The sequence below is a fragment of the Pseudomonas sp. Irchel 3E13 genome (assembly GCF_900187455.1).
In the GTDB taxonomy this organism is placed as follows: Bacteria; Pseudomonadota; Gammaproteobacteria; order Pseudomonadales; family Pseudomonadaceae; genus Aquipseudomonas.
The window spans coordinates 1-24,458 of the sequence record NZ_FYDX01000029.1 but is presented as its reverse complement, the minus strand read 5'-3'; the positions used below and the strand labels follow the sequence as shown (position 1 = coordinate 24,458).

Genomic DNA, 24,458 nt, shown 5'->3' with positions numbered 1-24,458 from the left:
GGGAAGCTGACATGCAACTAAATGTAAATGACGCTCAAGCGATCGAAGTTTCCGAACTGACTTTCGGTGGCGAATTCAACGAGACGCTGGTTCACCAAGCAGTCGTGGCCTACATGGCCGGCGGCCGTCAAGGCACCAAGCAGCAGAAAACCCGTTCCGACGTATCTGGTGGCGGTAAGCGCCCTTGGCGTCAGAAGGGTACTGGTCGCGCTCGTGCCGGTACTATCCGTAGCCCAATCTGGCGTGGCGGCGGTACCACTTTCGCAGCTCGTCCTCAGGATCACTCGCAGAAGCTCAACAAGAAGATGTACCGCGCAGCAATGCGTTCCATCCTCGCTGAGCTGGTGCGTACCGACCGTCTGGTCGTGGTTCAAGACTTCGCTGTTGAAGCACCGAAAACCAAAGACCTGCTGAACAAGCTGAATGGCATGGGTCTGAGCGACGTACTGATCGTTTCTGATGCTGTTGATCAGAATCTGTACCTGGCTGCCCGTAACCTGCCGCACGTTGACGTGCGCGATGTACAGGCCTCCGATCCGGTCAGTCTGATCGCATACGACAAAGTGTTGATCACTGTGTCGGCCGTGAAGAAATTCGAGGAGCTGCTGGGATGAACCAGGAACGCGTATTTAAAGTTCTACTTGGCCCGCACGTTTCCGAGAAGGCCACGGTTCTGGCTGACAAGAAAGGCCAGTTCGTTTTCAAGGTTGCTACTGACGCAACCAAGCTGGAAATCAAGAAGGCCGTCGAAAGCCTGTTCAGCGTGAAAGTGGAAAGCGTAACTACCCTGAACGTTCTGGGTAAGTCCAAGCGCACCGCTCGCGGCCTGGGCAAGCGTAATGACTGGAAGAAGGCGATCATCTCCCTTCAACCAGGCCAAGATCTCGATTTCAGCAGCAGTGCTGAGTAAGGAAGGGGTGCATCATGGCAATCGTTAAATGCAAACCGACTTCCCCTGGCCGCCGTTTTGTGGTCAAGGTGGTCAACAAGGAGCTGCATAAAGGCGCTCCTCACGCACCGCTGCTCGAGAAAAAATCGAAGTCTGGTGGTCGTAACAACAATGGCCGTATTACCACTCGTCACGTTGGTGGTGGTCATAAGCAGCATTACCGTCTGGTCGACTTCCGTCGCAACGACAAGGACGGCATCGCCGCCACTGTCGAGCGTATCGAATACGATCCAAACCGTACTGCTCACATCGCTCTGCTGTGCTATGCGGACGGCGAACGTCGCTACATCATCGCCCCTAAAGGCGTGAGCGCTGGTGACCAGCTGATCGCAGGTGCTCTGGCTCCTATCAAGCCGGGCAACTCGCTGCAGCTGCGTAACATCCCAGTCGGTAGCACCATTCACGGCATCGAACTGAAGCCGGGTAAAGGTGCGCAAATCGCTCGTTCCGCTGGTGCTTCGGCTCAGCTCATCGCTCGCGAAGGTGTCTACGTGACCCTGCGTCTGCGCTCTGGCGAAATGCGTAAAGTACTGGCTGAGTGCCGTGCGACCCTGGGCGAAGTCTCGAACTCCGAGCACAGCCTGCGTTCGCTGGGTAAAGCTGGTGCCAAACGCTGGCGTGGCGTTCGCCCAACCGTTCGTGGTGTTGCCATGAACCCGGTTGACCACCCACATGGTGGTGGTGAAGGTCGTACCTCCGGTGGTCGTCATCCGGTATCGCCATGGGGCTTCCCGACCAAGGGTGCGAAGACTCGTGGTAATAAGCGTACCGACAAAATGATCGTCCGTCGTCGCAAGTAAATAGAGGGATACGACAGTGCCACGTTCTCTGAAAAAAGGTCCTTTTATCGATCTTCACCTACTGAAGAAGATCGAAGTGGCGGCGGAAAAGAACGATCGCAAACCAGTTAAAACCTGGTCGCGTCGTTCGATGATCCTGCCACAAATGGTCGGTCTGACCATCGCGGTACACAACGGTCGTCAACATGTCCCAGTTCTCGTGAACGAAGACATGGTCGGCCATAAACTGGGCGAGTTTGCCGGTACCCGCACCTACCGCGGGCACGTGGCTGACAAGAAAGCCAAGCGTTAAGGGGTTAGGAAATGGAAGTAGCCGCTAAGTTGTCGGGCGCTCGAATCTCCGCCCAGAAAGCCCGCTTGGTCGCCGACCAGATCCGCGGGAAGAAGGTGGGCGAAGCGCTCAACCTGTTGGCCTTCAGCAGCAAGAAAGCTGCTGAAATCATGAAGAAAGTCCTCGAGTCGGCCGTAGCCAACGCCGAACACAACGAAGGCGCAGACGTTGATGACCTGAAGGTCTCCACCGTTTTCGTCAACGAAGGGCGTTCGCTGAAGCGCATCATGCCGCGTGCCAAAGGCCGCGCTGATCGCATCGTCAAGCGGTCTTGCCATATCACTGTCAAGGTTGCGGACAAGTAACGGAGTCGATACAGATGGGTCAGAAAGTACATCCCACTGGCATTCGCCTGGGAATCGTCAAGGAGCACACCTCCGTCTGGTACGCCGACGGTAGGACTTACGCAGATTACCTGTTGAAGGATCTGCAAACCCGTGAGTACCTCCAAGACAAACTAAAAAGCGCGTCCGTGAGCCGTATCGATATTCATCGTCCGGCCCAAACTGCACGCATCACCATCCACACCGCTCGTCCAGGTATCGTTATCGGGAAGAAAGGTGAAGATGTTGAGAAACTGCGTCAGGACCTGACCAAGCAAATGGGTGTGCCTGTGCACATCAATATCGAAGAGATCCGCAAGCCGGAGCTCGACGGTATGCTGGTTGCTCAGAGCGTAGCTCAGCAGCTGGAGCGTCGTGTCATGTTCCGCCGTGCTATGAAGCGCGCCGTACAGAACGCCATGCGTATTGGTGCCAAGGGCATCAAGATCCAAGTGAGCGGTCGTCTCGGCGGTGCTGAAATCGCACGTACTGAATGGTATCGCGAAGGTCGTGTGCCACTGCACACCCTGCGTGCCGATATCGACTATGCCACTTACGAAGCTCACACCACTTACGGTGTGATCGGTGTCAAGGTTTGGATCTTCAAAGGCGAAGTTATTGGTGGTCGCCAAGAAGAACTGAAACCACAAGCACCAGCGCCTCGTAAAAAAGCTGCTAAGTAAGGGGTACGCCAAATGTTGCAACCAAAGCGTACAAAATTCCGTAAGCAGATGACTGGCCACAACCGTGGTCTGGCACTGCGCGGTAGCAAGGTCAGCTTCGGCGAATTCGCCCTGAAAGCTGTTGCTCGCGGTCGTCTCACCGCTCGCCAGATCGAGTCGGCACGTCGTGCTCTGACTCGTCACGTAAAACGTGGCGGCAAGATCTGGATCCGTGTATTCCCGGACAAGCCGGTTACCAAGAAGCCTCTCGAAGTGCGGATGGGTAAAGGTAAGGGTTCCGTTGAGTACTGGGTTGCCCAGATTCAGCCAGGCAAAGTCCTGTACGAGATCGAGGGTGTTTCTGAAGAGCTGGCGCGTGAGGCTTTCGCCCTGGCTGCTGCAAAGCTGCCTCTCGCCACCTCCTTTGTTAAGCGGACGGTGATGTGATGAAAGCGAATGAACTTCGTGAAAAATCAGCACAGCAGCTGAACGAGCAACTGCTCGGCCTGCTGCGCGACCAGTTCAATCTGCGTATGCAGAAAGCAACTGGCCAGTTGGGGCAGTCGCACCTGCTCTCGCAAGTTAAGCGTGACATTGCTCGCGTGAAAACTGTGCTCAACCAGCAGGCAGGTAAGTGATCATGGCTGAAGCTGAAAAAACCGTCCGTACGCTGACTGGCCGTGTCGTCAGCGACAAGATGGACAAGACCATCACCGTTCTGATCGAGCGTCGCGTAAAGCACCCGATCTACGGTAAATACGTTAAGCGTTCGACTAAGCTGCACGCGCACGACGAAAACAACCAATGCCATATCGGCGACAAGGTTTCCATCCGTGAAACCCGTCCGCTGGCCAAGACCAAGTCCTGGGCGCTGGTTGAAGTTCTCGAACGCGCTGTTGAAGTCTAAGGGCTAAGGGTCGGAGAAATTTTATGATTCAGACTCAATCCATGCTCGATGTGGCCGATAACAGCGGCGCTCGTCGCGTCATGTGCATCAAGGTTCTCGGCGGTTCGCACCGCCGTTACGCCGGTATCGGTGACATCATCAAAGTAACCGTCAAGGAAGCAATTCCGCGCGGTAAAGTGAAAAAAGGCCAAGTGATGACTGCTGTTGTAGTCCGCACTCGCCACGGTGTTCGTCGCGCTGACGGCTCCATCATTCGCTTTGATGGCAACGCTGCTGTTCTGTTGAACAACAAGCAAGAGCCGATCGGCACCCGTATCTTTGGGCCAGTGACCCGTGAACTTCGTACCGAGAAGTTCATGAAGATCGTCTCGCTCGCCCCAGAAGTGCTGTAAGGAGATCCGACATGCAAAAGATTCGTCGTGACGACGAGATCATCGTGATCGCCGGCAAAGACAAAGGTAAGCGCGGTAAGGTGCTGAAGGTGCTCGCTGACGACCGTCTGGTCGTTGGTGGGATCAACCTGGTGAAGCGTCATACCAAGCCTAACCCGATGTCGGGCGTACAAGGCGGTATCGTCGAGAAAGAAGCGCCTCTGCACGCTTCCAACGTCGCCATTTTCAACGGCGAAACCAACAAGGCTGACCGCGTTGGTTTCAAAGTAGAAGAAGGCAAAAAAATTCGTGTCTTCAAGTCGACCCAAAAAGCGGTTGATGCTTGAACACTGCTAGGTAGAAGACCATGGCACGACTGAAAGAGATTTATCGGAAGGAAATCGCTCCGAAGCTTAAGGAAGAACTTAAGCTGGCGAACGTGATGGAAGTTCCGCGCGTTACCAAGATCACCCTGAACATGGGTCTGGGCGAAGCGATCGGCGACAAGAAAGTCATCGAGCACGCTGTTGCTGACCTGGAAAAGATCACCGGTCAAAAAGCCGTTGTGACTTTCGCTCGGAAATCCATCGCAGGCTTCAAAGTCCGTGAAGGTTGGCCGATCGGTGTCAAAGTCACTCTGCGCCGTGATCGTATGTACGAGTTCCTGGACCGCCTGCTGGCGATCTCCCTGCCTCGGGTTCGCGACTTCCGCGGCCTGAATGCCAAGTCCTTCGATGGTCGTGGCAACTACAGCATGGGCGTGAAAGAGCAGATCATCTTCCCGGAAATCGACTACGACAAGATCGATGCTCTGCGCGGTCTGGACATTACCCTGACCACCACTGCTCGTACGGATGACGAAGGCCGCGCTCTGCTGCGTGCTTTCAAATTCCCGTTCCGCAACTGATTGGAGTAGGAAAATGGCCAAGAAGAGCATGAAAAACCGCGAGCTGAAGCGTCAGCTGACGGTTGCTAAGTTCGCCAAGAAGCGTGCTGAGCTCAAAGCGATCATCGTAAATCTGGAAGTAACTCCAGAAGAGCGTTTCGCTGCGGTTGTAGCTCTGCAGAAGCAGCCACGTGACGCCAGCGCTTCGCGCCTGCGTAACCGCTGCCGCATCACTGGTCGTCCACACGGCGTTTACCGCAAGTTCGGCCTCGGCCGTAACAAGCTGCGTGAAGCAGCAATGCGCGGTGACGTTCCAGGTCTGGTCAAAGCCAGCTGGTAAGACGTACCTGCAGTGTCCCGGTGGTGGAAGAGCGATCTTCCGACCACCGGTGACCCGGCATCGAAACAAGCCCCTTTTGGGGCTTGTTTCGTTTTTAGTATATGTCTAGAATGACCGGCTCGCCTGAGCCCGGGTTTTTCCGTGCAGCTTCGGGCGACAGTAGTAGCCGAAAGGCTAATTTTTTTTGCATCAGGAGCGTCTAGCCCATGAGTATGCAGGACCCGTTAGCGGACATGCTAACTCGCATCCGTAATGCCCAGATGGCTGAAAAGTCCGTCGTAAGCATGCCTTCGTCAACTCTGAAGGTTGCGGTCGCCAAAGTTCTGAAAGACGAAGGTTACATTGCTGGCTACCAAGTCAGCAGCGATGTAAAGCCATCGCTCTCCATCGAGCTGAAATACTTCGAAGGCCGTCCGGTCATCGAGGAAGTCAAGCGCGTAAGTCGTCCAGGTCTGCGTCAGTACAAGTCCGTCGATGAACTGCCGAAAGTACGCGGCGGTCTGGGCGTGTCTATCGTCTCCACCAACAAAGGTGTGATGACGGATCGTGCTGCGCGCGCTGCCGGTGTTGGCGGCGAAGTTCTCTGCACAGTGTTCTAAGGGGGGATAAGCATGTCTCGCGTCGCTAAGAACCCCGTTAAGCTGCCAGCTGGCGTCGAAGTAAAATTCGCCGGCCAACAGCTTTCGGTGAAGGGTGCCAAGGGCACTCTCGAACTGAATGTTCACTCGTCTGTAGAAGTGATCGAAGAAGCTGGTGAGCTGCGTTTCGCTGCTCGCAACGGCGATCAACAGACCCGCGCTATGGCCGGTACTACCCGTGCCCTGGTAAACAACATGGTCCAAGGCGTAAGCCAAGGCTTCGAGCGCAAGCTCCAGCTGGTCGGTGTTGGTTACAAAGCACAAGCCAAAGGCACCGTGCTCAACCTGGCGCTCGGCTTCTCGCATCCAGTGGACTACGAACTGCCAGCCGGTATCACCGCTGAAACTCCAAGCCAGACCGATATCCTGATCAAGGGTATCGATAAGCAGCTGGTAGGTCAGGTGGCCGCTGAAATCCGCGACTTCCGTCCACCAGAGCCTTATAAAGGCAAGGGTGTGCGTTACGCGGACGAAGTAGTCCGTCGTAAAGAAGCCAAGAAGAAGTAGGGCATAGCAAATGACCGACAAAAAAGTTACTCGTCTGCGTCGCGCTCGCAAAGCACGCCTGAAAATGCACGAACTCGAAGTCGTGCGTCTCTGCGTGTTCCGCTCCTCGCAGCATATCTACGCCCAGGTCATCTCGGCCGACGGCAGCAAAGTCTTGGCCAGTGCCTCGACTTTGGACAAAGAACTGCGTGATGGCGCCACCGGCAACATCGACGCGGCCACTAAGGTTGGCAAGCTGGTAGCTGAGCGTGCGAAAGCCGCCGGTGTATCTCAAGTTGCCTTTGACCGTTCCGGCTTCAAGTATCACGGCCGCGTCAAAGCGCTGGCTGATGCTGCTCGTGAAGGCGGGCTGGAGTTCTAAGTTATGGCAAATAACGATCAAAAGCGCGACGAAGGCTACATCGAGAAGCTGGTTCAGGTTAACCGCGTTGCCAAGACCGTAAAAGGCGGCCGTATCTTCACCTTCACCGCGCTGACCGTGGTAGGTGATGGCAAAGGTCGCGTTGGTTTCGGCCGTGGTAAGTCGCGTGAAGTACCTGCTGCGATCCAGAAGGCTATGGAAGCTGCTCGCCGCAACATGATTCAGGTTGACCTGGATGGCACCACTCTGCAGTACGCAACCAAGTCCGCCCATGGCGCGTCGAAGGTTTACATGCAGCCTGCCTCCGAAGGTACCGGTATCATCGCCGGTGGCGCCATGCGTGCCGTCCTGGAAGTTGCTGGCGTTCAGAACGTCCTGGCCAAGTGCTACGGCTCGACTAACCCTGTAAACGTGGTTCACGCCACCTTCAAGGGTCTGAAGGCTATGCAATCTCCTGAGTCCATTGCTGCCAAGCGTGGCAAGAGCGTTGAGGAGATTCTCTGATCATGGCTACCGTTAAAGTAACGCTGATCAAAAGCACCGCCGGCCGTCTGCCTAACCACAAACTGTGTGTTAAAGGTCTGGGTCTGCGCCGCATCGGTCACACTGTAGAAGTCCTGGATACTCCCGAGAATCGCGGGATGATCAACAAGGCTTACTACATGCTGCGCGTCGAGGGTTAATCGATGAAACTCAATGATCTGAGTCCAGCGCCGGGTTCCCGTCGCGAGAAGCATCGTCCGGGTCGTGGTATCGGTAGTGGTTTGGGTAAGACTGGTGGCCGCGGCCACAAAGGTCAAACCTCCCGCTCCGGTGGCACCATTGCTCCTGGCTTTGAAGGCGGTCAACAGCCGCTGCACCGTCGTCTGCCGAAGTTCGGCTTCGTTTCCCTGAAAGCCATGGACCGCGCAGAAGTGCGTCTGTCCGAGCTGGCCAAAGTGGAAGGCGACGTTGTTACCGTTCAGTCCCTGAAGGACGCCAACGTGATTAACCAGAACGTACAGCGTGTGAAAATCATGCTGTCGGGCGAAGTTACTCGCGCGGTCACCATCAAGGGTATCGCCGTCACCAAAGGTGCACGTGCGGCTATCGAAGCAGCTGGCGGCAAGTTCGAGGAATAAATGGCTAAGCAAGGTGCTCTCTCTTCGCTCGGCAAAGGCGGAATGTCTGAACTCTGGGCTCGTCTGCGTTTTCTGTTCCTGGCGATCATCGTCTATCGAATAGGCGCACACATCCCGGTTCCAGGCGTTAACCCTGAGCGGCTGGCGGAACTGTTTCGACAGAATGAGGGGACCATTCTTAGCTTGTTCAACATGTTTTCCGGCGGTGCGCTGGAGCGTATGAGCGTATTTGCACTGGGGATCATGCCGTACATTTCGGCATCGATCATCATGCAGCTCATGACCGCTGTCAGCCCGCAGCTGGAGCAGTTGAAGAAGGAAGGTGAAGCTGGCCGTCGCAAGATCAGCCAGTACACCCGCTACCTCACCGTTACCCTGGCGTTGGTCCAGGCCATTGGCATGTCCATTGGTCTGGCTGGTCAGGGTGTGGCGTTTGCTGCTGGTTTCGGCTTCCATTTCGTTGCGGTTTCCACGTTTGTGGCCGGCGCAATGTTCATGATGTGGCTAGGCGAGCAGATTACCGAGCGCGGTGTGGGCAACGGTATCTCGATGCTTATTTTCGCGGGTATCGTTGCCGGTCTTCCGAGAGCAATCGGGCAGTCTTTCGAGTCTGCGCGTACAGGCGATATCAACATCTTCGCCTTGGTCGCTATCGGTTTGCTGGCAGTAGCGATTATCGGTTTTGTGGTCTTCATCGAGCGTGGTCAGCGTCGTATTGCTGTTCACTACGCGAAGCGTCAGCAGGGCCGCAAGGTCTTTGCTGCGCAGACGAGCCACTTGCCGCTTAAAGTGAACATGGCCGGTGTCATTCCGGCTATTTTCGCAAGCAGCATTCTGCTGTTTCCGGCTTCGCTGGGTGCCTGGTTCGGTCAGTCTGAGGGTATGGGCTGGTTGCAGGACATCTCGCAGTCGATCGCTCCTGGTCAGCCGTTGAATATTCTGCTGTTTAGTGCAGGGATCATTTTCTTCTGCTTCTTCTATACGGCGTTGATGTTCAATCCGAAAGACGTAGCGGAAAACCTGAAGAAGTCCGGTGCCTTTATTCCGGGTATCCGTCCTGGCGAGCAGTCGGCGCGCTACATTGATGGCGTTCTGACCCGTTTGACCATGTTCGGTGCTCTTTATATGACGGCCGTGTGCCTGCTTCCCCAGTTCCTGGTGGTCGCAGCAAACGTTCCGTTCTACCTTGGCGGGACCTCGTTGCTGATTGTGGTAGTGGTTGTGATGGACTTTATGTCCCAAGTACAATCGCACCTCGTTTCGCACCAGTACGAATCCCTGATGAAGAAAGCCAACCTGAAAGGCTACGGCGGCAGCGGTCTGCTGCGCTGAAACCCCTAAGGTTCGAGGAGTTGGTGATGAAAGTTCGTGCATCGGTGAAAAAACTGTGCCGTAACTGCAAAATTATTCGCCGCGAAGGTGTCGTTCGAGTAATTTGCAGCGCGGAACCACGTCACAAACAGCGCCAAGGCTGAGTGTGATCTGCGCTTCAAGCCCAGCAGCTAGTGTGCTGCTGGGTTGATTAATTGTTTCTACAGCGATATTATCTCGCGCCCTATTTCTTGGCTTCCGGGGCGTAGGTAGCTGTCAATTGGAGTCCCACTGAATGGCCCGTATTGCAGGCGTTAACATTCCAGATAACAAGCATACTGTTATCTCGCTGACCTACATCTACGGTGTTGGTCGCACCACTGCACAGAAAATCTGTGCAGACACTGGGGTAAACCCAGCCGCAAAGATCAAGGATCTGAGCGACGAGCAGATTGAACAGCTGCGTAGCGAAGTTGCGAAGTTCACCACTGAAGGTGACCTGCGTCGCGACATCAACATGAAAATCAAGCGGTTGATGGACCTGGGTTGCTACCGCGGCCTGCGTCATCGTCGGGGTCTGCCAGTACGCGGTCAGCGTACCAAGACCAATGCCCGTACCCGTAAAGGTCCGCGCAAGCCGATCCGCAAGTAATCGCACCAGCGAATCGACAGGAATTTAGACATGGCAAAACCTGCTGCTCGTCCTCGTAAAAAAGTCAAAAAGACAGTGGTTGATGGCATCGCCCACATCCACGCGTCTTTCAACAACACCATCGTGACCATCACCGATCGTCAAGGTAACGCTCTGTCCTGGGCTACCTCCGGCGGTTCGGGTTTCCGTGGTTCCCGCAAATCGACCCCGTTCGCCGCTCAGGTAGCTGCAGAACGTGCTGGTCAAGCTGCGCTGGAATACGGCCTGAAGAACCTCGACGTCAACGTCAAGGGTCCAGGTCCAGGTCGTGAGTCCGCTGTTCGTGCACTGAACGGCTGCGGCTATAAGATCGCCAGCATCACCGACGTGACGCCAATCCCGCATAACGGGTGCCGTCCGCCGAAGAAGCGTCGCGTGTAATCAGGAGACAGATAAATGGCACGTTACATTGGTCCAAAATGCAAACTGTCTCGTCGTGAAGGCACCGATCTGTTCCTGAAGAGTGGCGTTCGCGCTCTGGAATCGAAGTGCAACATCGAAGCAGCCCCAGGTATCCACGGTCAGCGCCGTGGCCGTCAGTCCGACTACGGCACCCAGCTGCGTGAGAAACAAAAAGTCCGTCGTATCTACGGCGTGCTCGAGCGTCAGTTCAGCGGTTACTACAAGCAAGCGGCTTCCAAGAAAGGCGCTACTGGTGAGAACCTGCTGCAACTGCTCGAATGCCGTCTGGATAACGTCGTTTATCGTATGGGCTTTGGCGCTACTCGTGCCGAATCCCGTCAGCTGGTTTCGCACAAAGCGATCAGCGTAAACGGCAAGACTGTAAACGTTCCGTCCTACCAAGTTCGTCCGGGTGACGTGGTCGCAGTTCGCGAGAAATCGCTGAACCAGCTGCGCATTGTTCAAGCCCTTGAACTGTGCGCTCAGCGTGGCCGCGTTGAGTGGGTAGAAGTGGACGCTGCCAAGAAGTCGGGCGTTTTCAAGAACGTTCCTGCTCGCAGCGACCTGTCTGCCGACATCAACGAAAACCTGATTGTCGAGCTCTACTCCAAGTAAGGGCTAGAAAATAGGTGCATCCATGCAGATTTCGGTAAATGAGTTCCTGACGCCCCGCCACATCGATGTGCAGGTCGTCAGTCCAACCCGCGCTAAGATCACGCTCGAGCCTCTCGAGCGTGGTTTCGGCCATACCCTGGGCAACGCGCTGCGCCGCATCCTGTTGTCCTCTATGCCTGGCTGTGCAGTAGTCGAGGCCGAGATTGACGGTGTACTCCATGAGTACTCCGCGATCGAAGGTGTACAGGAAGATGTCATTGAAATCCTGTTGAACCTTAAAGGCCTGGCTATCAAACTGCATGGTCGTGACGAAGTTACGCTGACCTTGTCGAAGAAGGGTTCGGGGGTGGTTACCGCTGCCGATATTCAGCTGGATCATGATGTCGAGATCGTTAACCCCGATCACGTAATCGCTAACCTGGCGTCCAACGGCGCTTTGAACATGAAGCTCACCGTAGCTCGTGGTCGTGGTTATGAGCCGGCCGATTCGCGTCAGAGCGATGAAGACGAAAGCCGTAGCATTGGTCGCTTGCAGCTTGACTCTTCGTTCAGCCCGGTTCGCCGTATCGCATACGTGGTGGAAAACGCCCGTGTCGAGCAGCGTACCAACCTGGACAAGCTGGTTATTGATCTGGAAACCAACGGTACCCTGGATCCTGAAGAGGCTATCCGTCGTGCTGCAACCATCCTGCAACAGCAGTTGGCTGCGTTCGTCGACCTCAAAGGTGACAGCGAACCCGTGGTAGTCGAGCAGGAAGACGAGATCGATCCGATCCTGCTTCGTCCAGTTGACGATCTGGAATTGACCGTGCGTTCGGCCAACTGCCTGAAGGCGGAGAACATCTACTACATCGGCGATCTGATTCAGCGCACCGAAGTAGAGCTGTTGAAAACTCCGAACCTCGGCAAGAAGTCCCTGACTGAAATCAAGGACGTTCTGGCTTCCCGTGGTCTGTCCCTCGGCATGCGCCTCGACAACTGGCCGCCTGCAAGTCTTAAGAAAGACGACAAGGCGACTGCCTGATCGTCGTAATCACCGAACGTAGTGTTTGGTAAGGAATGAATCATGCGTCATCGTAAAAGTGGACGTCACCTGAGCCGTACCAGCTCTCACCGCAAGGCCATGTTCCAGAACATGGCGGTGTCGCTGTTCGAGCACGAGCTGATCAAAACTACCCTGCCAAAAGCCAAGGAACTGCGCCGCGTTGCCGAGCCGCTGATCACCCTGGCCAAGGAAGACAGCGTAGCTAACCGTCGCCTTGCTTTCGACCGTACTCGTTCGAAAGAAATCGTCGGCAAGCTGTTCAACGATCTGGGCAAGCGCTACGCCACCCGTCAGGGCGGCTACCTGCGTATCCTCAAGTGCGGTTTCCGCGCTGGCGACAACGCGCCTATGGCGTACGTCGAGCTGGTTGATCGTCCTGTCGGTGGCTCGGTAGAAGCTGCTGAGTAAGACGAACAGTCTTGAACAAAAAACCGGGCCTTGTGCCCGGTTTTTTGTTTTCTAGTGATCGCTTTTCCTATTGGCTAGTCGATATGCAGTCCGCTGTTGCGCCGTTTTGAAGAAACATTGCGCTTAACTCGAAGTGATAAGGAGAAACTCCCTCATTTGGACGCTTTTCAATGAAAATCACTACTGTTCGCCCGCTTTTTTCGACATTTATGCGTAAATCACAGTGACCTCCCAGTCATCCTGGTTCAAACTATGGCTTTCACACAGGGAGAGGCGGGACGATGCAAGGTCACCCGGACGTAATCGACTATCTCAACACGTTGCTGACGGGCGAACTGGCGGCACGTGATCAGTACTTCATTCACTCGCGGATGTACGAAGACTGGGGCTTCAGCAAGCTCTACGAACGCATCAATCACGAGATGGAAGAAGAAGCCCAACACGCTGATGCCTTGATCCGCCGCATCCTGATGCTGGAAGGTACGCCGCGCATGCGTCCGGACGATCTGGATATCGGTGCTACCGTGCCAGACATGATCGCCGCCGATCTGCGCCTGGAATACAAAGTCCGCGCTGCACTGTGCAAAGGCATTGAGCTGTGCGAACTGCACAAGGACTACATCAGCCGCGACATCCTCCGTCTGCAACTGGCTGACACCGAAGAAGATCACACCTACTGGCTGGAAAAGCAGAAAGGCTTGATCAAGTCGCTGGGGCTGGAGAACTACCTGCAATCGCAGATGTAATGAGCCCGGCAAAGAAAAGCCCCTGTCGTGTGAGCGACAGGGGCTTTTTCATTTCAGTGCCGGATCAGGCTCGGTCCCGTTCCAGCAGTGGCTTGAGGTAGTGCCCGGTGTGGGACTGCTTCATGTTCGCCACTTCTTCTGGCGTGCCGCAGGCGATGATCTGACCGCCCTTGGAACCACCTTCCGGACCAAGATCGACCAGCCAATCTGCGGTCTTGATCACATCCAGGTTGTGCTCGATCACCACCACGGTATTACCGTGGTCGCGCAGTCGGTGCAGTACATCGAGCAACTGCTGGATATCAGCGAAGTGCAGGCCCGTGGTGGGTTCGTCGAGGATGTACAGGGTTTTGCCGGTATCGCGCTTGGATAGCTCACGGGACAGTTTGACCCGTTGCGCCTCGCCGCCGGACAGCGTTGTAGCCGACTGCCCGAGCTTGATGTAGGACAGACCCACATCCATCAACGTTTGCAGCTTGCGAGCCAGCGCTGGCACCGCATCGAAGAACTCGCGGGCCTCCTCGATGGTCATTTCCAGCACCTCGTGGATGTTCTTGCCCTTGTACTTGATCTCCAGCGTCTCGCGGTTGTAGCGCTTGCTCTTGCAGACGTCGCAAGGGACGTAGATGTCTGGCAGGAAGTGCATCTCCACCTTGATCAGCCCGTCGCCCTGGCAGGCTTCGCAGCGTCCGCCCTTGACGTTGAAGGAGAAGCGGCCCGGGCCGTAGCCCCTCGAGCGCGATTCCGGGACGCCGGAGAATAATTCGCGGATCGGCGTGAACAGGCCGGTATAGGTCGCCGGGTTGGAACGTGGCGTACGGCCGATCGGGCTCTGGTCGATATCCACCACCTTGTCCAGGTGCTGCAGGCCGTCGCAGCTGTCGTGCGCGGCGGCTTCCTGGGTCGTGGCACCATTGAGGGCGGTGGCTGCGAGAGGGAACAAGGTATTGTTGATCAGCGTCGACTTGCCAGAACCGGATACACCGGTCACGCAGGTCAACAGGCCGATTGGAATCTCCAGGTCGACGCTCTGCAGGTTGTTGCCGCGCGCGCCCTTGAGCTTGATCGAGAGCTTCTTGTTGCGTGGCGTGCGCTTGGCCGGCACCGCGATCTTGATCCGCCCGGAGAGGTATTTCCCGGTCAGTGAGTCAGGGTGCGCCATCACTTCTGCGGGCGTACCTTCGGCAACGATCTGGCCACCGTGTACTCCGGCGCCGGGACCGATGTCGACCACATAGTCCGCGAGGCGGATGGCGTCCTCGTCGTGCTCTACCACAATCACCGTGTTGCCGATGTCGCGCAGGTGATTGAGGGTGGCCAGCAGGCGATCGTTATCACGCTGGTGCAATCCAATGGATGGCTCGTCGAGGATATACATCACCCCGACCAGGCCGGCGCCGATCTGGCTGGCCAGACGGATGCGCTGGGCTTCGCCGCCGGACAGTGTGTCGGCACTGCGATCAAGGGTCAGGTAATCGAGGCCAACGTTCACCAGGAACTGAAGGCGCTCGCAGATTTCCTTGAGGATCTTGTCGGCGATTTCGCCACGGCGTCCGGTCAGCTTCAGGCCACCGAAATACTGGCTTGCATCGCCGATGGGCAGGCCGGTCACCGCAGGCAAGGTCTTCTCGCCAACCCACACGTGACGCGCCTCGCGGCGCAGACGGGTGCCGCGGCAGTCCGGGCACGGCTGGGTACTGAGGAACTTGGCCAGCTCCTCGCGGACCGTAGCCGATTCCGTTTCCCGATAGCGGCGCTCCAGGTTCGGCACGATGCCCTCGAACGGGTGCGAGCGCTTGACGATATCGCCACGGTCGTTGAGGTACTTGAAGTCGACGTTCTGGTTACCGCTGCCGCTGAGAATGATTTTCTGGCGGTCGGCGGGCAGTTCGTTGAACGGGACTTCCAGGCTGAAGCCGAAGTGTGTCGCCAGCGACCCGAGCATCTGGAAGTAATAGACGTTACGTCGGTCCCAGCCGCGGATCGCGCCCTCGGCCAAGGTCAGCTCACCATTGACCAGGCGCTTGGCGTCGAAGAACTGCTTGACCCCCAGGCCGTCGCAGGTCGGGCAGGCGCCGGCGGGGTTGTTGAAGGAGAACAGCTTCGGCTCCAGCTCGCTGATGGCGTGGCCGCAGATCGGGCAGGCGAAACGTGCGGAGAAGATCATCTCTTCGCCGCCTTCATCATCCATCGGCGCGACGAGCGCAATGCCGTCGGCCAGTTTCAGCGCGGTTTCGAACGACTCGGCCAGACGCTGCTGCAGGTCTTCGCGGACTTTGAAGCGGTCCACTACCACATCGATGCTGTGCTTCTTCTGTTTGTCGAGCTTGGGCAACTCGTCCAGCTCGCAGAGCTTGCCGTTGATACGGGCACGGACGAAGCCTTGAGCGCGCAGCTCCTCGAATACCGCCAGGTGCTCGCCCTTGCGCTCACGAATCACCGGGGCCAGCAACATCAGCTTGCTGCCTTCCGGCTGCGCCAGGACCAGGTCGACCATCTGGCTGACGGTCTGGGCCTCGAGCGGAATGTCGTGGTCCGGGCAGCGTGGCGTACCGACGCGGGCATACAGCAGGCGCAGGTAGTCGTAGATTTCGGTGATGGTGCCGACGGTGGAGCGAGGGTTGTGCGAAGTGGACTTCTGCTCGATGGAAATCGCTGGCGAGAGGCCTTCGATGGTATCGACGTCCGGCTTTTCCATCATCGACAGGAACTGCCGCGCATAGGCCGACAGCGACTCCACGTAGCGCCGCTGGCCTTCGGCATAGAGGGTGTCGAATGCCAGGGATGACTTGCCGGACCCGGACAGGCCGGTGATGACGATCAGCTTGTCGCGGGGCAGCGTCAGGTCGATGTTCTTCAGGTTGTGGGTACGTGCCCCACGAATCAGGATCTTGTCCACTACGGCCTCGCTTGGCGGGCTTAAACGGAGCAGTATACGGCTCGCCGCCGGTGCGCGGCAAAGCGTCGCGTAGATGCTGTTAAACGATGGGACTGGTAGAATCGCCGCCGGTTCACACGAGGTTAATCCATGCACGATCCCCACAGCGAACGCATGAGTGGCAGCGAAACCCGCGCCGCAGGCGGCCTGGCCCTGGTGTTCGCCTTCCGTATGCTGGGCATGTTCATGGTCCTGCCGGTACTGGCTACCTATGGCATGGACCTGGCGGGCGCGACGCCGGCACTCATTGGTCTGGCTATTGGCGCCTATGGGCTGACCCAGGCGGTATTGCAGATTCCATTCGGCGTCATATCCGACCGCATCGGCCGGCGTCCGGTGATCTACCTGGGGTTGGTGATCTTTGCGCTGGGGAGTGTGCTGGCGGCTCAGGCCGACTCGATCTGGGGCGTGATTGCCGGACGGATCCTGCAAGGTGCCGGGGCGATTTCGGCGGCGGTAATGGCGCTACTGTCGGACCTGACCCGTGAGCAGCACCGCACCAAGGCCATGGCCATGATTGGCATGAGCATCGGTTTGTCGTTTGCCGTGGCGATGGTTGTCGGGCCTTTGTTGACCCGCAGCTTCGGTCTGTCCGGGCTGTTTCTGGCGACAGCGGCGATGGCACTGGTGGGTATCGCTCTGATCGCGTTCGTCGTGCCTGCTTCCAGCGGACCGCTGCACCACCGCGAGTCCGGGGTGGCGAAGCAAGCGCTCGGCCCGACCTTGCGACACCCTGACCTGTTGCGCCTGGACGTTGGTATTTTCGTCCTGCATGCCATCCTCATGGCCAGCTTCGTTGCCCTGCCACTGGCGTTCGTTGAACGCGGCGGGCTGCCCAAGGAAGAGCACTGGTGGGTGTACCTGACCGCTCTGCTGATTTCATTCTTCGCAATGATTCCCTTCATTATCTATGGTGAGAAAAAGCGCAAGATGAAACGTGTCCTTCTGGGCGCGGTCAGTGTCTTGCTGCTGACGGAGCTATTCTTCTGGGAGTGGGGGAACAGCCTGTCGGCCCTGGTGATCGGGACCGTGATCTTCTTCACCGCCTTCAACCTGCTGGAAGCGTCGTTGCCGTCGTTGATCAGCAAGGTGTCGCCTGCCGGCGGCAAGGGCACGGCGATGGGGGTCTATTCCACCAGCCAGTTCCTTGGCGCGGCGCTGGGCGGGATATTGGGTGGATGGATGTTCCAGCATGGTGGCTTGACCACGGTGTTCCTCGGCTGCGCGGGTTTGTGCGGGCTCTGGCTTGCCGTAGCTGTTACCATGCGCGAACCACCTTATGTGACAAGCCTGCGCATGCCGTTGTCGCCCGAAGCGCTACGCGAAGCGGGCTTGACCGAGCGCCTGAAGGCCGTGCCGGGTGTGACCGACGCAGTGGTGGTGGCAGATGAAGCCGCCATCTATATCAAACTGGATACACAAATTTTGGATCGTTCGACCCTGGAACGCCTGGTCAATCCGGCGTCCGCGGCGTGCGAAGCCTAGGAGAACGTTATGGCCCGTGGGGTTAACAAAGTCATATTGGTCGGCACCTGTGGCCAGGATCCTGAAGTACGCTACCTGCCGAACGGCAACGCCGTGACTAACCTGAGCCTGGCCACCAGCGAGCAGTGGACCGACAAGCAGACCGGCCAGAAGGTCGAGCGCACCGAGTGGCACCGCGTCTCGATGTTCGGCAAGGTCGCCGAGATTGCTGGTGAGTACCTGCGCAAGGGTTCTCAGGTGTACATCGAAGGCAAGCTGCAAACCCGCGAGTGGGAAAAAGACGGCATCAAGCGTTACACCACCGAAATCATCGTCGACATGCAAGGCACCATGCAGTTGCTGGGCGGTCGTCCGCAGAACCAGGATGGTGGCGGTGCGCCGCAAGGCAACTACAACCAGGCGCCGCAGGCTCCACGCCAGCAAGCGCCTCGTCCGCAGCAGGCTCCTCAGCGTCCGGCTCCTCAGCAACCAGCGCCGCAGCCGGCTCCGGATTTCGACAGCTTTGATGACGATATTCCGTTCTAGGAAGCACCTTAGCGAGATCTGTAAAGTTCTCCATGAAGAACCCTGCGCTTGCAGGGTTTTTTCATTTTCAGCATGTGAAAAATCCCTCCATGGTCTTTTATTTGGTGCACACCATGTGAAAACGTAAGTTATGGAGGTGTGATGGATTTATCCATGCGTAGGTTTGCAGGGAACGACGGTGAGCGGTATGCGGTGCTGGTCGATAGTTCAGGGATGCCACTTTACTATCCAACGCTCTTCGCCACCTGGCATCTGCGGTCGCGTTCCTTGGCCGCCAACTCGATTGCGAATGCGTTGCATGCAATCAAGGCGTTGTACGCTTGGGAGGCTCAGGTTGGCATCCGCCTGGAGTCTCTATTTTCGCAAGGCGAGGTACTTGGGGAGGAGCAAGTGAGGGCGCTTAGCGACTCGTTGCAGCTTTTCCTCAATCCTGAGCCCAGCGGCAAAAAAATTGTTTCGATCACTCGACGCCCAAAGTCGGTTGGCACCAGTAATCACTATTTCAGATTGACTGTGGTAGCCGACTATTTGGGCTTTCTGGCCGCGCGACTGTGCCCAGCTAAGCGGAATGGTGGGGACATCAAGCTCATGGTGGCGTCGATCAAGGCTCACCGTCCCAGTAAGCCCAACAGATCAACAACGGACAAAGATGAGCGATATCTGGATGAAGCCGTTGTAGAAGCCGTGGAGCAAGCTCTAAGGCCTGGAGCTGAGCACAACCCCGCAAAGGGGCACGCCGTCCAAGTGCGTAATGCTCTGATGTTCATGATTCTTCGCCTGACCGGGCTTCGCCGCGGAGAGCTGCTGAACCTCAAGATCGACGACGTCGATTTCGCTCAGAACACGCTGCGAGTGGTGAGGCGTCCTGATTCGAAGGGTGATTCACGGGCCCATCAGCCTACCGCTAAGACTCGCCAACGAACCTTTCCACTCGCGCAGGAACTTATCTCCCGTATTCACGAATACGTGCTTCGCTATCGGAACAAAGTACCCGGGGCAAACAGGCATGGGTACCTGTTTGTGACTCACAAGGGAGGCCCTACTCAAGGTCGCCCACTTTCAATTTCGGCTTTTCAGAAATGGATGCTGGAGGTCGCTTCTATCATTGAGGACTCGAGCGTCCATGCGCATGCACTCCGGCACCATTGGAATTACGCCTTTTCCCAGCACTGTGATGCTATGGAGATGTCTCCCGCGGCAGAAGAAAAAATTCGTTCCTACCTGATGGGATGGGAAGAGACTTCAGGCTCGGCTCGAACCTACAACAAGCGACACACCAAACAAAAAGCTGCTGAGGCAGTGCTCGCCCTTCAGAACAAGCACTTGAAAAAGTCCAGTAATGAGGTGGCCGATGGATAAAATTGCTCTTCAGACAGCGGTACTCGACCGCTTTTATTCTAGGGAGGGTTATCTCGTACACTTTGATAGCTCTCGATGGGTGCTGAGCAAGGATGTGACTATCCCGATTGGGTCAATCTCAAAATATCTCGGGGAGAGGGATTATTCATTTAGACGGGTTCTAGAGTTCTACGCTAGAACAGCTGCGGCCTGGCACGTAATGAACATCTTTTATCGTTTTTTACATTACTGCGAGCAGATGCAAGATTCTGAAGTTTTGTCGGTCGCTTCATTGATCTCCTATCGATCCTCGTTGAGCAAGAAAAGAGAGTGGTACATGGGGGTGTTGCGTGGTGCGATCCGCCAATGGTCACGACTTGGATACCCCGGCATATCTGATGAAATTTTGAGCCTGTTGGATAAATGGGTAATTAAGGGGAACGAGAAAGGTTTCGCCGTCCAGTCGATGTGTCCCGAGGACGGGCCGCTGACCGATATTGAACTCCAAGGAGTTATCGCTGCAGTGGTCGATAGTTTTACTGGTCAACGCCTTACGTTGGAGGAGACCTGTCTATCAATGATATTGGCGATGACGGGGCGTCGCCCTGGGCAAATCGCAGCACTCAAGCTCAAAGACATAGAATCCAGTACGCCAGGAAACTATGGCATCAATTTTCCTAGGGCCAAGCAGCGAAATACACCCTGGCGCGGTGCATTCAACCGTTTTCCGATTGTTGAGGATCTTTGGCTGCTTTTGCAGCAGCAAGCAGCGTTTGTGAAAGCCGCCTTTTCCAAACAGGCCGGCAGGCCTCTGTCTGAGAAAATACAAAACGATTTGCCACTGTTTCCCGTATCGCACGTTCTCAATTCCGATTCCGATATTCAGGCGCTACTAGACAGCGACCGGCTGCATATTCCTTCCAAAGACGTCTATTACGTGATGATGAGAGTAGCCAAAACGATTGCCCTCATCAGCGAGCGGACTGGAGCGCTTATCGCCCTGAATCCTAATCGCTTCCGTTATACGCTCGGTACGAATCTAGCTCGTGAAGGGCGAGGGGAGATGGTCATTGCTGAAGCGCTGGATCACTCCGATACCCAGAACGTAGGCGTTTACGTCAAAAACATCCCTGAGATCGTCGAGCGCATCGATAAGGCGGTTGCTTTGCAGCTCGCGCCGTTTGCTCAGGCATTTCGAGGAGTGCTTGTTACCTCAGAGCGGGATGCACGCCGCGGGGATGATCCGAGCAGCAGAATCTCGAACGGCAGGGCCAATGTAGGCACCTGTGGCAGCTATGGTTTTTGTGGCGCATTGGCACCGATCGCGTGTTACACCTGTGCCCACTTCCAGCCTTGGCTCGATGGCCCTCACGAAGAGGTCTTGGATCGCCTGATCGCGGAGCGGGACCAGGTTCGCGACAACTGCGATGATCTGAAGATTGCGTCGATCAATGACCGACTGATCCTGGCCGTGAGTGATGTCATCAACCGGTGCAAGCAGGCCAAGGGTGAGTTCACGAATGGCTGACTTACTGCTCTTCATCCCCAAGCATCAGCGTGACAGCCGGAAAAATCTGGAGGACTTCATTGCGATGTGCAGTGACCGCTTGACGGTATTCGGGGCAGACTTGGACTGGCACGCGAATGCCTGGCCCAAGGTTGGCAATTTTACGGTCATGGGGGCGCCTGCGAGGGGGTACACGACTGATCAGCTGCTGGATGCCGACATTATTCCCTTTGCCAAGGCTTATGTTCGCTACCAGCAAGGTCATAACCCCACCCAACTCAAAAACGAATTTAAGGCGATCCGTTGCATCGAAAAAGCTTTGCTGACGGTTAAGGGTAAAGTGGACATCACGCAGGTAGATCAGCTCGTCATGGACGTAGCGGGTGAAGTGGCGAGGGAATACAAGGCTTCCGGCTACCAGGCAGGGGTGAGCTTGTTGAAGCTAGTGGATTTTCTCAATGAAAGTCGAATTGTTCCCGATCAGATCACCTGGCGTAATCCCATCAGCAAGCCCAAAGAGATGGACCGGACGGACGCAGAAGGCAAAAGGAAACGAGCAGAAAAGTTACCAGAGGATCGCTGGCTGGAAGCTATGGCAGAGATGTTTGCCAACGATCTCGTGGATGCTCGTGATCGATTCACAACGTCCGTATTTGCCTTGTTGATGTGTGCACCATCTCGCGTGTCGGAGGTTCAAGACCTGCCGGTTAATTGCCTGCATCATGAGACAGATGGAAACGGTGTCGAACGGCTAGGGCTACGGTTTTATGCCGGTAAAGGTTACGGATCGGATATCAAGTGGATCCCGACCATATTCAAAGACATTGCAACAGAGGCTGTGCGCCGATTAACTGAGTTGTCTGCTCCAGGACGGATGTTGGCGAAATGGTATGAGGACCACCCCGGAAAATTTTATCGCCACGAAAACTGTCCAAAAGTGCCTGACGATCATCCACTGACTGATGAGCAAGCTTGCTCGGCGCTTGGCATTACGCTATCGAGAGGAGCGTTGAACCAGATGCTCTCGAAATACCAACCCTATCGTATTTTGAGGTCAAAGGGTGAGCCGCTGACACTGGCATTTTTAAATGATTACTGTCATAGCAAACTTCCTGTCGAATGGCCGTGGAAAACTAGAGAACGCAACATCAAGTATTCGGATGCCGTTTGCTGCTTCAGGGAACATGAATTCCACGCTGAATTCAGCCCGAGCCCTGTCAAGATATGGGGAGCCGGTAAGAGTACGTTTACCACTGACCTGAACGTAATTGATGGTCAAGAGCACAGCATCTGGAAGCGTCACGGCTACAGAAATCCAGATGGCAGCGAGATTTCGATGACTTCACACCAGGTGCGGCATTTTCTCAATACCGTGGCTCAGCGTGGCGCGTTGGGGCAGCTAGACATCGCCAGGTGGTCAGGGCGGGCCAATATTCATCAGAACCCCGTGTACAACCATATGAGCAACGACGAATACGTCGAGCTTGCCCGAAGTTCGGGTATAGGTGGTGTGCTCCAAAAAATCCAAACCAACATGCCCGTTACCTACGCAGATCTGGATGTGATTGGGGAGGGGATCGCTCATGTCACTTAGTATGGATTCTGCGTGCATGACTACTCGATGCTGCCCTGCCAAAAACACCGGGATTGCTTGAATTGCACTGAACAGGTGTGCGTAAAAGGTGACGCAACCAAACTCGATCGGCTCAGGCAGCAGCGGAGCCTCACGCATGTGCAACTTCAAAAGGCCAAAGCAGCAGATGCTTCAGGAACATATGGCGCTGATCGCTGGAGTCAGCACCAGATCAAGACCTTGGAGCGACTGGAGCAGTTGATTCAGATACTCGAGTCGCCCGACCTCCCGGACGGTACCGCCATTCGGCTCAGTAATGAACATGAATACAGCCCACTGAAGCGAGAGCTTGCCGCCCAGCAGTCCTCCTCAAGGTTCATTTCCCCAGAACCAGGCATCGGTGAGCTGCGAAAACTGTTGGGGGCCTTCTAGTTATGGCTAAGCATCTGACGAATAGAGATATCGAGCTGCTGGTCGGTTTGATTGATGGATGGAATGGCAAGCTCACTTGGGATGCCTTGTGTGATCAAGCCGATGGCTTGATCGGGACGCGGCCAACTCGACAGACGCTCAATGCGCACGCTCGGGTGAAAAGTGCGTTTCTCGATAAGAAGACCCAGCAGAAATCGGGCTTCCAGCCTACGAAGCGTCCCGCAAGCCTGGCCATCGCGGAGCAGCGTATCCAGCGTCTCGAAAGTGAGAACCAGCGACTGAAGGCTGAGAATAATCACCTGCTGGAGCGTTTCGTTCGATGGCAGTACAACGCCCTAAAACATGGCTTCTCTCAAAGCGTGCTTGATGCCCCGTTACCGAGGATTGATCGCGACTCGGCAGAGAAAAGCGACTGAGGATGCGGATGTGAAACCGTCGTCGAAAGTGTTGCGTCCTGGATGGCTGCATTCGACCCATTGTGGACGTTCATTTAACCAGCTTAAGCCACGCCCGCCCTACAGGCTGCAATCGAGCCATGGCGAACGCCTATGATGTCGGAGCCGCTTTGCGGCCAATCGCCGGCAAGCGCGGCTCCTACAGGTATGGCGCGGACCTGGAAGCTCCTTCTAATGGTGCCCAGCAGCTAAGTGCTGCCTGGAGCTGCCCCTGAGACGCATCAACTGCCACCTTCGCTTCGGCCTGGGATTTTTTCATCTGCCGCGCTCGCGGCTTCGACCAGGTTAATCCATCCGTATTGCGGATTTCTGTGATCGGCAAATCAATGAATTGAGCCGCGCGTGCCGCGATACCTGCCTCGGCTTTCTTGCTGGCCTGCGCATAGGGTTCAATCAGCGCTCTCCTTTAGCCCGAGTGGACGCGCGTCGAATTTGGCTCCTAAGCCTCCCATCTGCTCTCGAAGTCCAAAAGGCAGCATCTGCTGCCACGCCCCTCGCGCCCCTAGAGCCAAAGCGTCGTAGGCGCGCACTTACCCCCAAGCAACATCGTGAACTATCCAAAAAACTGAGCGATTAATATACGATTAGATATGTAGTCTTTGTTATTCCTAATATTCTAATTAGGTAGAACAAAAGGCTATATATTATGATTTTCCAGACAAAGTGAATCGCCCCTAGTTTCGTAGACACCTCCAAGCCTCATAATGAGGCCCAAATAGGAGGAGCCATGAGTCGTCAGCGTTACCCCGAAGAATTCAAGATCGAAGCGGTCAAGCAAGTGACCGAGAAAG

35 protein-coding genes are annotated in these 24,458 nt (G+C 56.0%); 34 read left to right on the top strand and 1 reads right to left on the bottom strand.

The genetic code is table 11. From position 1 onward, the window contains the following. Positions 1-11: 11 nt before the first annotated feature. From rplD to bfr, 27 genes are all read left to right on the top strand, one after another. Positions 12-614 (top strand): 50S ribosomal protein L4, encoded by a 603-nt coding sequence (rplD, locus tag CKW37_RS31585; RefSeq protein WP_095160005.1) that lies wholly within the window; start codon positions 12-14, stop codon positions 612-614. Continuing rightward, a complete protein-coding gene (rplW, locus tag CKW37_RS31580; protein ID WP_095160004.1) occupies positions 611-910 on the top strand; it encodes a 50S ribosomal protein L23 in 300 nt (99 codons plus the stop codon). Before rplD ends, rplW begins: the two co-directional genes overlap by 4 nt. Positions 911-924: 14 nt before the next feature. Beyond that, positions 925-1,749 carry a 50S ribosomal protein L2 gene (rplB, locus tag CKW37_RS31575; RefSeq protein ID WP_095160003.1) on the top strand — a complete coding sequence of 275 codons (825 nt, stop codon included), beginning with the start codon at positions 925-927 and terminating at the stop codon, positions 1,747-1,749. A gap of 16 nt (positions 1,750-1,765) precedes the next feature. Then, a complete protein-coding gene (rpsS, locus tag CKW37_RS31570; protein ID WP_002555486.1) occupies positions 1,766-2,041 on the top strand; it encodes a 30S ribosomal protein S19 in 276 nt (91 codons plus the stop codon). Positions 2,042-2,052: 11 nt separating this feature from the next. Next, positions 2,053-2,385, top strand: a complete 333-nt coding sequence (rplV, locus tag CKW37_RS31565; RefSeq protein ID WP_003103908.1) for a 50S ribosomal protein L22 — start codon at positions 2,053-2,055, stop codon at positions 2,383-2,385. Positions 2,386-2,399: 14 nt separating this feature from the next. Next, positions 2,400-3,086 (top strand): 30S ribosomal protein S3, encoded by a 687-nt coding sequence (rpsC, locus tag CKW37_RS31560; protein WP_095160002.1) that lies wholly within the window; start codon positions 2,400-2,402, stop codon positions 3,084-3,086. A gap of 12 nt (positions 3,087-3,098) precedes the next feature. Further along, the gene (gene rplP / locus CKW37_RS31555; RefSeq protein ID WP_009397508.1) at positions 3,099-3,512 is read left to right on the top strand and encodes a 50S ribosomal protein L16; all 414 of its coding nucleotides are present in this window, start codon (positions 3,099-3,101) and stop codon (positions 3,510-3,512) included. Beyond that, positions 3,512-3,703 carry a 50S ribosomal protein L29 gene (gene rpmC, locus CKW37_RS31550; RefSeq protein ID WP_002555481.1) on the top strand — a complete coding sequence of 64 codons (192 nt, stop codon included), beginning with the start codon at positions 3,512-3,514 and terminating at the stop codon, positions 3,701-3,703. Before rplP ends, rpmC begins: the two co-directional genes overlap by 1 nt. Positions 3,704-3,705: 2 nt before the next feature. Then, positions 3,706-3,972, top strand: a complete 267-nt coding sequence (gene rpsQ, locus CKW37_RS31545; RefSeq protein ID WP_031303185.1) for a 30S ribosomal protein S17 — start codon at positions 3,706-3,708, stop codon at positions 3,970-3,972. Positions 3,973-3,995: 23 nt separating this feature from the next. Next, on the top strand, positions 3,996-4,364 hold the full coding sequence (rplN, locus tag CKW37_RS31540) for a 50S ribosomal protein L14 (RefSeq protein WP_002555479.1): 369 nt from the start codon (positions 3,996-3,998) through the stop codon (positions 4,362-4,364). An 11-nt stretch (positions 4,365-4,375) separates the two neighbouring features. Further along, positions 4,376-4,690 (top strand): 50S ribosomal protein L24, encoded by a 315-nt coding sequence (gene rplX, locus CKW37_RS31535; RefSeq protein ID WP_008374158.1) that lies wholly within the window; start codon positions 4,376-4,378, stop codon positions 4,688-4,690. Positions 4,691-4,710: 20 nt separating this feature from the next. Further along, positions 4,711-5,250, top strand: a complete 540-nt coding sequence (gene rplE / locus CKW37_RS31530; RefSeq protein WP_009397500.1) for a 50S ribosomal protein L5 — start codon at positions 4,711-4,713, stop codon at positions 5,248-5,250. A 13-nt stretch (positions 5,251-5,263) separates the two neighbouring features. After that, the gene (rpsN, locus tag CKW37_RS31525) at positions 5,264-5,569 is read left to right on the top strand and encodes a 30S ribosomal protein S14 (protein ID WP_095160001.1); all 306 of its coding nucleotides are present in this window, start codon (positions 5,264-5,266) and stop codon (positions 5,567-5,569) included. Between the two features lie 206 nt (positions 5,570-5,775). After that, a complete protein-coding gene (rpsH, locus tag CKW37_RS31520; protein WP_095160000.1) occupies positions 5,776-6,168 on the top strand; it encodes a 30S ribosomal protein S8 in 393 nt (130 codons plus the stop codon). Between the two features lie 12 nt (positions 6,169-6,180). After that, complete coding sequence (gene rplF, locus CKW37_RS31515; protein WP_095159999.1) at positions 6,181-6,714, top strand: 50S ribosomal protein L6; 534 nt, start codon at positions 6,181-6,183, stop codon at positions 6,712-6,714. A gap of 10 nt (positions 6,715-6,724) precedes the next feature. Beyond that, complete coding sequence (gene rplR / locus CKW37_RS31510) at positions 6,725-7,075, top strand: 50S ribosomal protein L18 (RefSeq protein ID WP_009397496.1); 351 nt, start codon at positions 6,725-6,727, stop codon at positions 7,073-7,075. A 3-nt stretch (positions 7,076-7,078) separates the two neighbouring features. After that, positions 7,079-7,579 carry a 30S ribosomal protein S5 gene (gene rpsE, locus CKW37_RS31505; RefSeq protein WP_042123536.1) on the top strand — a complete coding sequence of 167 codons (501 nt, stop codon included), beginning with the start codon at positions 7,079-7,081 and terminating at the stop codon, positions 7,577-7,579. Positions 7,580-7,581: 2 nt separating this feature from the next. Continuing rightward, positions 7,582-7,758: a 50S ribosomal protein L30 gene (rpmD, locus tag CKW37_RS31500; RefSeq protein WP_010220317.1), complete on the top strand. Its 177-nt coding sequence runs from the start codon at positions 7,582-7,584 to the stop codon at positions 7,756-7,758. Between the two features lie 3 nt (positions 7,759-7,761). After that, on the top strand, positions 7,762-8,196 hold the full coding sequence (rplO, locus tag CKW37_RS31495; RefSeq protein WP_095159998.1) for a 50S ribosomal protein L15: 435 nt from the start codon (positions 7,762-7,764) through the stop codon (positions 8,194-8,196). Next, entirely contained in the window at positions 8,197-9,528 is a 1,332-nt protein-coding gene (gene secY / locus CKW37_RS31490; protein ID WP_095159997.1) for a preprotein translocase subunit SecY, read from the top strand. A 26-nt stretch (positions 9,529-9,554) separates the two neighbouring features. Further along, positions 9,555-9,671, top strand: a complete 117-nt coding sequence (rpmJ, locus tag CKW37_RS31485; RefSeq protein ID WP_002555468.1) for a 50S ribosomal protein L36 — start codon at positions 9,555-9,557, stop codon at positions 9,669-9,671. 131 nt (positions 9,672-9,802) lie between these two features. Then, on the top strand, positions 9,803-10,159 hold the full coding sequence (gene rpsM / locus CKW37_RS31480) for a 30S ribosomal protein S13 (RefSeq protein ID WP_095159996.1): 357 nt from the start codon (positions 9,803-9,805) through the stop codon (positions 10,157-10,159). 30 nt (positions 10,160-10,189) lie between these two features. Then, the gene (gene rpsK, locus CKW37_RS31475; protein WP_002555466.1) at positions 10,190-10,579 is read left to right on the top strand and encodes a 30S ribosomal protein S11; all 390 of its coding nucleotides are present in this window, start codon (positions 10,190-10,192) and stop codon (positions 10,577-10,579) included. A 15-nt stretch (positions 10,580-10,594) separates the two neighbouring features. After that, a complete protein-coding gene (gene rpsD / locus CKW37_RS31470; protein ID WP_095159995.1) occupies positions 10,595-11,215 on the top strand; it encodes a 30S ribosomal protein S4 in 621 nt (206 codons plus the stop codon). Between the two features lie 22 nt (positions 11,216-11,237). Continuing rightward, entirely contained in the window at positions 11,238-12,239 is a 1,002-nt protein-coding gene (gene rpoA / locus CKW37_RS31465; protein ID WP_003186012.1) for a DNA-directed RNA polymerase subunit alpha, read from the top strand. A gap of 42 nt (positions 12,240-12,281) precedes the next feature. Beyond that, on the top strand, positions 12,282-12,668 hold the full coding sequence (rplQ, locus tag CKW37_RS31460; protein WP_002555463.1) for a 50S ribosomal protein L17: 387 nt from the start codon (positions 12,282-12,284) through the stop codon (positions 12,666-12,668). Between the two features lie 281 nt (positions 12,669-12,949). Beyond that, entirely contained in the window at positions 12,950-13,414 is a 465-nt protein-coding gene (bfr, locus tag CKW37_RS31455; RefSeq protein WP_095159994.1) for a bacterioferritin, read from the top strand. A gap of 64 nt (positions 13,415-13,478) precedes the next feature. Here bfr and uvrA read toward each other — a convergent pair whose 3' ends face one another. Further along, positions 13,479-16,313 (bottom strand): excinuclease ABC subunit UvrA, encoded by a 2,835-nt coding sequence (gene uvrA / locus CKW37_RS31450; RefSeq protein WP_177454510.1) that lies wholly within the window; start codon positions 16,311-16,313, stop codon positions 13,479-13,481. Between the two features lie 129 nt (positions 16,314-16,442). Here uvrA and CKW37_RS31445 point away from each other — a divergent pair, with 129 nt between their 5' ends. The 7 genes from CKW37_RS31445 to CKW37_RS31420 all read left to right on the top strand — a co-directional run bounded on the left by CKW37_RS31445 (position 16,443) and on the right by CKW37_RS31420 (position 23,628). Beyond that, complete coding sequence (locus CKW37_RS31445; RefSeq protein WP_095160022.1) at positions 16,443-17,837, top strand: MFS transporter; 1,395 nt, start codon at positions 16,443-16,445, stop codon at positions 17,835-17,837. Positions 17,838-17,846: 9 nt separating this feature from the next. Then, positions 17,847-18,362 carry a single-stranded DNA-binding protein gene (locus CKW37_RS31440; protein ID WP_095159993.1) on the top strand — a complete coding sequence of 172 codons (516 nt, stop codon included), beginning with the start codon at positions 17,847-17,849 and terminating at the stop codon, positions 18,360-18,362. A gap of 141 nt (positions 18,363-18,503) precedes the next feature. Next, positions 18,504-19,721, top strand: coding sequence for a site-specific integrase (locus CKW37_RS31435; protein WP_177454509.1), 1,218 nt, complete (start codon positions 18,504-18,506; stop codon positions 19,719-19,721). Beyond that, positions 19,714-21,228, top strand: coding sequence for a site-specific integrase (locus CKW37_RS31430; RefSeq protein ID WP_095159992.1), 1,515 nt, complete (start codon positions 19,714-19,716; stop codon positions 21,226-21,228). Before CKW37_RS31435 ends, CKW37_RS31430 begins: the two co-directional genes overlap by 8 nt. Beyond that, the gene (locus CKW37_RS31425; RefSeq protein WP_256587902.1) at positions 21,221-22,801 is read left to right on the top strand and encodes an integrase; all 1,581 of its coding nucleotides are present in this window, start codon (positions 21,221-21,223) and stop codon (positions 22,799-22,801) included. Before CKW37_RS31430 ends, CKW37_RS31425 begins: the two co-directional genes overlap by 8 nt. Positions 22,802-22,813: 12 nt before the next feature. Continuing rightward, positions 22,814-23,212 (top strand): hypothetical protein, encoded by a 399-nt coding sequence (locus tag CKW37_RS33410; protein WP_256587901.1) that lies wholly within the window; start codon positions 22,814-22,816, stop codon positions 23,210-23,212. Between the two features lie 2 nt (positions 23,213-23,214). Beyond that, positions 23,215-23,628, top strand: coding sequence for a hypothetical protein (locus CKW37_RS31420; protein ID WP_095159991.1), 414 nt, complete (start codon positions 23,215-23,217; stop codon positions 23,626-23,628). Positions 23,629-24,458: the final 830 nt, after the last annotated feature.